Source organism: Streptomyces sp. NRRL S-495, assembly GCF_000966955.1.
In the GTDB taxonomy this organism is placed as follows: domain Bacteria; phylum Actinomycetota; class Actinomycetes; order Streptomycetales; family Streptomycetaceae; genus Kitasatospora; species Kitasatospora purpeofusca.
Genome location: NZ_JZWY01000379.1, coordinates 1 through 5,952, shown reverse-complemented (window position 1 = coordinate 5,952; position 5,952 = coordinate 1). Strand labels below are relative to the sequence as shown.

Here is a 5,952-nt window from a genome sequence, read left to right as displayed (position 1 = left end):
CGGTGTCGACGATGCCGGGGGAGACGGCGTTGACCCGGACCGGGGCGATCTCGACCGCGAGGGCCTGGACGAGGAAGGCGAGTGCGCCGTTGGTGGTCGCCATCACGGTGCGGGCGGGGGCCGGGCGCCAGGCGGCGACCCCGGAGAAGAAGGTGAAGGAGGCGCCGTCGGGGGTGTCGGTGGCGGCCTGCGGGGCGAGGTGCTTGGCGAGCAGCAGCGGGCCGTAGACCTTGGCGGCGAACGCCCGGTGGATGTCGGCGAGTTCGAGTTCGGCGAGCGGGCCGTTGGCGGGCATGGCGGCGGTGGGGTCCGGGCGGGGCCGGGCAGCTCGCCGGCCGTCCACTCCAGCTTGCGCGGGTCGGGGCCGGCGAGGACCAGTTCGGCTCCGGCGGCGGAGGCGGCGTGGGCGAGGGCGCGGCCGGTGCGGGAGCCGGCGCCGATCACGACGACGCGGCGGGAGGCGAGGGGGAGAGTGCTGTCGGTCATGGGACAAGGCTGTTCCGACCAGGGGTGATGCGTCCAAGGCTTGTTTTCGAAGAGATCCATAAACTGGCTGCATGACCACGCTCCGACAGTTCGAGTACCTGGTGACCGTCGTCGACACCGGGTCCTTCACCCGTGCCGCCGAGCTGCTGCACGTCACCCAGCCGGCGCTCTCGCACCAGGTGCGGGCGCTGGAGAAGGCCGTCGGCGGGCCGCTGCTGGAGCGCCTGCCGCGGGCGGTGCGGCCGACGCCGATGGGGCGGGCGGTGCTGCCGCACGCGCGGGCGGCGCTGGCGGACGCCGAGCGGCTGCGGGCGGCGGCCCTGAGCGCGGCCGGACTGGCGGGCGGGGAGCTGGAGTTGGCGACGGTGTACTCGGTGAGCCTGGGTCTGCTGCCGCCGGTGCTGCGGGCCTGGCGGGCGGCGCACCCGGGGGTGCGGATCCGGCTGCGGGAGTTCGCGCACACCGAGGACCTCCGGGCGGCGATGACGGCGGGTCAGGCGGATGTGGCGGTGGGGCCGTTGCCGACGGGCTGGGAGGGGCCGATCCGGGAGCTGGGGGAGGAGGAGTTCGTCCTGGTGCTCCCGGCCGAGGGGGCGGGGGAGTCGGACGATGCTCCGGTGCCGCTGGCGACCCTGGCCGGGCGCGACTGGGTGCACTACGCCCCCGGCAACGGCCTGGCGGACGTGCTGGACGCGGCGTGCGCGGCGGCCGGGTTCCGGCCGGGGGTGGCGGTGCGCACCGAGCAGACGGCGGCGGCGCCGCTGCTCGCGGCCGCCGGGCTGGGCCCGGCGCTGGTGCCCGCGAACATCGTGCCGCCCGGCTTCGACGGGCTGGTGCGCCGGCCCGAACCGCCGGTGCGGCGGCCCCTGGTGGCGTACACCAGGACCAGGCCGGACGCGCTGACGACGGCGTTCGTCGAGCTGCTGGCCCGTCGGGTCCGGCTGCTGCCCGACCGGGCGGACGCTGGGGCTGCCGGCGGTCCGGCCGGATCTGCGGATGTGCCGACCGACGGATTCTCGTGATCTCTACAGTGCTGTAGATTCGTTTGGCAGGGAGAGCAACCGAGGAGGGCAATCGTGGGAGTTTCGCTGGCCAAGGGCGGCAACGTCTCGCTGACCAAGGAGGCGCCGGGCCTGACGGCCGTCATCGTCGGACTCGGCTGGGACGTCCGCACCACCACCGGCGCCGACTACGACCTGGACGCGAGCGCGCTGCTCTGCAACGCGCTCGGCAAGGTGGTCTCGGACCAGCACTTCGTCTTCTTCAACAACCTGCGCAGCCCGGACGGTTCGGTCGAGCACAGCGGCGACAACCTGACCGGTGGCGGCGACGGCGACGACGAGCAGATCAAGGTCGACCTGGCCGGTGTCCCGGCCGATGTGGCCAAGGTGGTCTTCCCGGTGTCGATCTACGACGCCGACGCCCGGTTCCAGAGCTTCGGCCAGGTGCGCAACGCCTTCATCCGGATCGTCAACCAGGCCAACGGCCAGGAGCTGGNGGTCAACACCCGGCGGCCCGCCCCGTCAACGGCCCTCCGGCCCCGCCGGATTCGGCTTCCGCTCCAGCGCCAGCCCGCCGAACCCGCCCGAGGTGCCCAGCTGGTCGCGCCACCACGCGGCCATCGCCGGCCCGTCCACCCGCGACCAGTCCGGCGCCCCGGTGACCTGCGCCCGCCCGAGCCGGCGGCTCAGCTCCACCAGCGCCCGCCCCGCCGTGCCGCGCTCGCGGTCGTAGCCGGGCAGCAGGTCGGCCCAGCCCTCCGCCGCCCGCCAGGCGTCCTCGAAGGCGCAGGCGTCCTGCAGCGCCTTCGCCGCGCCGCTGGTCGTGTGCGGGCGGACGAGGGTCGCGGCGTCCCCGGCGAGCAGCAGGCGGCCGGCGGTGCGGCGCGGGGTCTCCAGGTCGTGGATCGGCTGGAGCAGGATCCGCTCGACGGGCGTCAGGTCGACCACACCGGCCCAGTACGGCGGCAGGACGCGCTCGGCGAGCGCGGACAGTTCGCCGCGGCGGGCGGCGTCGAGCGAGCCGACCGCGAAGCCGAGCGGGTCGGTGCCGCCGGCGGTCCGCAGCCAGTCGGGCGCGGGGGCGTAGAAGACCCAGTTCACCAGGGTGGTGCCGGGGGTCAGCCCCGGGATCCGGTAGAGCACGACCTGCCCGCCGGGGTAGCAGGCGGTGATCACCTCCGCCTCGGGCCAGTGGGCCGCGCCGCCCGGGAGCCGGTCGAGCAGCCGGGCGTCGAAGCTGCCGCGCCAGGCGACGTACCCGGCGTACTCGGCCCGGGCCTCCGGGCAGACGGCGGCGCGCACCACCGAGCGGTGGCCGTCGGCGCCCACCACCAGGTCGTACGGCTCGCGCCCGCCGGTCGCCGTCTCGACCCAGGCCGGCCCGGCGAGGTCGGTGCCGCCGGCCGCCGTGACGGCCGTCCCGGGGCGGAACTCCACCTGCTCGGGGGTGCGCTCGCGCAGCCCCTGCCACAGCACGCCCCAGTGGAAGGAGTGCATCGCCATCGGCTGCACCCACAGCACCCGCCCGCGCGGGGTGCCCGCGGGGTCCTTGGCCACCCAGTGCCGGGTGGTGAGCGGATGGTGGCGGATGCCGTCGTCCAGGTGGCCGGCCAGGACCAGTTCGTCGTAGCGGTCCAGCAGGACGCACAGGCCCACGCCGCGGTCCTCCAGGTTCCCCGGGCTGCGCTCCAGCACGGTGACCCGCTCGGCCCCGCCCCGGGCCGCCGCCCGTGCGAACGCACAACCCGCGATGCTGCCGCCGACCACGGCGACCGATCCACCCCGCACGACCGCTCCCCCTCCTCGCCGGGGCGCCCTCGGCCCCGTCCGTCGTCCCGACGACGACCATACGCCGTGGACTGACGGTCCGTCAGCGGAGTGTCCGAGGTGTTCCCTGGATCACCTATGCAACTGGTTGCATAGGGAGCTCGGGCTCGCCTACCGTGTGGTGGCCGGCCACCCCCTCCGCCCCCCGGCCACCGCCCTGCCCGCCCTCGCCAGGAGAAGCCGCGATGACGACGACCGCCAGCACCCCGCCGCCGCCCTACCCGCACCTGCTGCGCCCGCTCGACCTCGGCTTCACCACCCTCCCCAACCGCGTGATCATGGGCTCCATGCACGTCGGCCTGGAGGAGGCCGAGAACGGCTTCGAGCGGATGGCCGCCTTCTACGCCGAACGCGCCCGCGGCGGCGTCGGCCTCATCGTCACCGGCGGCATCGCCCCCAACGAGGCCGGGCGCCCCTGGGACGGCGGCGCCAAGCTCACCACCGAGGAGGAGGCGGACCGGCACCGCGTCGTCACCGACGCCGTGCACGCCGCCGGCGGCCGGATAGCCCTCCAGATCCTGCACTTCGGCCGCTACGCCTACCACCCCGCCCTGGTCGCCCCCAGCGCCGTGCAGGCCCCGATCAGCCCGTTCCCGCCCCGCGCCCTCACCGCCGACGAGGTCGAGGCCACCATCGACGACTTCGCCCGCTGCGCCGAACTCGCCCGCCGGGCCGGCTACGACGGCGTCGAGATCATGGGCTCCGAGGGCTACCTGATCAACGAGTTCGTCGCCGCCGCCACCAACCACCGCGAGGACGAGTGGGGCGGCTCCTACGAGAACCGGATGCGCTTCCCGGTCGAGATCGTCCGCCGGGTCCGGGAGCGGGTCGGACCGGACTTCATCCTGGTCTACCGGCTCTCCATGCTCGACCTCGTCCCCGGCGGCTCCACCCTGGACGAGGTGGTCCTGCTCGCCAAGGCGGTCGAGGCGGCCGGCGCCACCATCATCAACACCGGCATCGGCTGGCACGAGGCGCGCATCCCCACCATCGCCACCTCGGTGCCGCGCGGCGCCTGGGCCTGGGTGACCGAGCGGGTCATGGGCTCGGTCTCCGTGCCGCTGGTCGCCACCAACCGGATCAACACCCCCGAGCTGGCCGAGCGGCTGCTCGCCGACGGCTGCGCCGACCTGGTCTCGCTCGCCCGCCCGCTGCTCGCCGACCCGGACTTCGTCGCCAAGGCCGCCGCGGGCCGCCCCGAGGCCGTCAACACCTGCATCGGCTGCAACCAGGCCTGCCTGGACCACACCTTCAGCGGGAAGATCACCTCCTGCCTGGTGAACCCGCGCGCCTGCCACGAGACCGAGCTGGTGCTCGCCCCGACCCGGCGGGTCAAGCGGGTCGGCGTCGTCGGCGCCGGACCGGCCGGCCTCGCCTGCGCCGTCACCGCCGCCGAGCGCGGCCACCGGGTCACCCTGTTCGACGCCGCCGCCGTCATCGGCGGGCAGCTCGACATCGCCCGCCGGATCCCGGGCAAGGAGGAGTTCGCGGAGACCCTGCGCTACTACCGCCACCGACTGGCGGAGCTCGGCGTGGAGCTGCGGCTCGGCAGCTGGGTCGACGCGGCCGCGCTCGCCGCCGAGGGCTTCGACGAGGTCGTGCTCGCCACCGGCGTCAGCCCGCGCGTCCCCGACCCCGCCGACCTGCCGGGCGTCGACCACCCCAGCGTGCTCGGCTACCTCGACGTGCTGCGCGACGGCGCGGCCGTCGGCGAGCGGGTCGCGATCCTCGGCGCGGGCGGCATCGGCTTCGACGTCGCCGAGTTCCTCACCGACGCGGGCGACGCGCCGAGCCTCGACCCGGCCGTGCACCGCCGGCACTGGGGCATCGACGGGGACTACCGGGAGCGCGGCGGCCTCGCCCGCCCCGAGCGGCCCGAGCCGCCGCGCCGGGTCCACCTGTTCCAGCGCCGCACCACCAAGGTCGGCGCCGGGCTCGGGAAGACCACCGGCTGGATCCACCGCACCGAGCTCAAGCACCGCGGCGTCACCATGGTCGCGGGCGCGGGCTACGACCGGATCGACGACGCGGGCCTGCACTTCACCGTCGACGGCGAGCCGCAGCTGCTGCCGGTCGACACCGTGGTGCTGTGCACCGGCCAGGAGCCGCGCCGCGACCTCGACGCCGCCCTGCGCGCGCTGGGCGTCACCCCGCACCTGATCGGCGGCGCCGACGAGGCCGCCGAACTCGACGCCAAGCGCGCCGTCAAGCAGGGCACCGAGCTCGCCGCCGCCCTCTGACCCCGGGCCGCCGCCCCGGCCCCCGACCCCGGGACGCCGCCCCGCACGACCCGCCCCGCACGAGCCCCCCGGCCGTGCGGGGCGGCCCCTAGGATCGGTGCCATGTCGCTGCCGCACGCCATCCTCACCGCCCTGCTGGAGCAGCCTTCCTCGGGGCTGGAGCTGACCCGGCGGTTCGACAGGTCGATCGGCTTCTTCTGGTCCGCCACCCACCAGCAGATCTACCGGGAGCTGGGCCGGCTGGAGACCACCGGACTGATCCGGGCGCTGCCGCAGGCCGGTCCGGTGCGCGGGCAGAAGAAGGAGTACGAGGTGCTGCCCGCCGGCCGCGCCGAACTGGCGCGGTGGACGGCCGCCGCGGAGGACCCCCGGCCGATCCGCGACCCGCTGCTGCTGCG

Annotated in this window: 5 protein-coding genes and 1 pseudogene; 4 read left to right on the top strand and 2 right to left on the bottom strand. The window is 75.5% G+C overall.

Translation table 11 applies throughout. The features are described from left to right. Positions 1 to 295, bottom strand: a 295-nt coding sequence (locus VR45_RS48775) for an SDR family oxidoreductase (RefSeq protein WP_234326048.1), incomplete at its 3' end; no start/stop codon positions are given. Positions 296 to 557: 262 nt separating this feature from the next. Between VR45_RS48775 and VR45_RS20045 the strand changes: the two genes are divergently transcribed. Further along, positions 558 to 1,508 carry a LysR family transcriptional regulator gene (locus tag VR45_RS20045; RefSeq protein ID WP_078896673.1) on the top strand — a complete coding sequence of 317 codons (951 nt, stop codon included), beginning with the start codon at positions 558 to 560 and terminating at the stop codon, positions 1,506 to 1,508. A 54-nt stretch (positions 1,509 to 1,562) separates the two neighbouring features. Continuing rightward, positions 1,563 to 1,970 (top strand): annotated as a pseudogene (locus VR45_RS44275) (TerD family protein); the annotation flags it as partial. A gap of 39 nt (positions 1,971 to 2,009) precedes the next feature. On the opposite strand, the gene VR45_RS20035 reads toward VR45_RS44275, so the two are convergent. Continuing rightward, positions 2,010 to 3,275, bottom strand: coding sequence for an FAD-dependent monooxygenase (locus tag VR45_RS20035; RefSeq protein WP_045941175.1), 1,266 nt, complete (start codon positions 3,273 to 3,275; stop codon positions 2,010 to 2,012). A 224-nt stretch (positions 3,276 to 3,499) separates the two neighbouring features. On the opposite strand from VR45_RS20035, the gene VR45_RS20030 reads away from it, so the two are divergent. Together VR45_RS20030 and VR45_RS20025 are read left to right on the top strand one after the other, a co-directional pair. Continuing rightward, positions 3,500 to 5,554: an NADPH-dependent 2,4-dienoyl-CoA reductase gene (locus VR45_RS20030; protein ID WP_045941174.1), complete on the top strand. Its 2,055-nt coding sequence runs from the start codon at positions 3,500 to 3,502 to the stop codon at positions 5,552 to 5,554. A 102-nt stretch (positions 5,555 to 5,656) separates the two neighbouring features. Then, a partial coding sequence (locus VR45_RS20025) for a PadR family transcriptional regulator (protein ID WP_045941173.1) occupies positions 5,657 to 5,952 on the top strand: 296 nt, incomplete at its 3' end.

Bases quoted from the DNA above. Each gene is read 5' to 3' on its own strand.
- VR45_RS20030 (WP_045941174.1), top strand. From the start codon at position 3,500: ATGACGACGACCGCCAGCACCCCGCCGCCGCCCTACCCGCACCTGCTG.
- VR45_RS20045 (WP_078896673.1), top strand. From the start codon at position 558: ATGACCACGCTCCGACAGTTCGAGTACCTGGTGACCGTCGTCGACACC.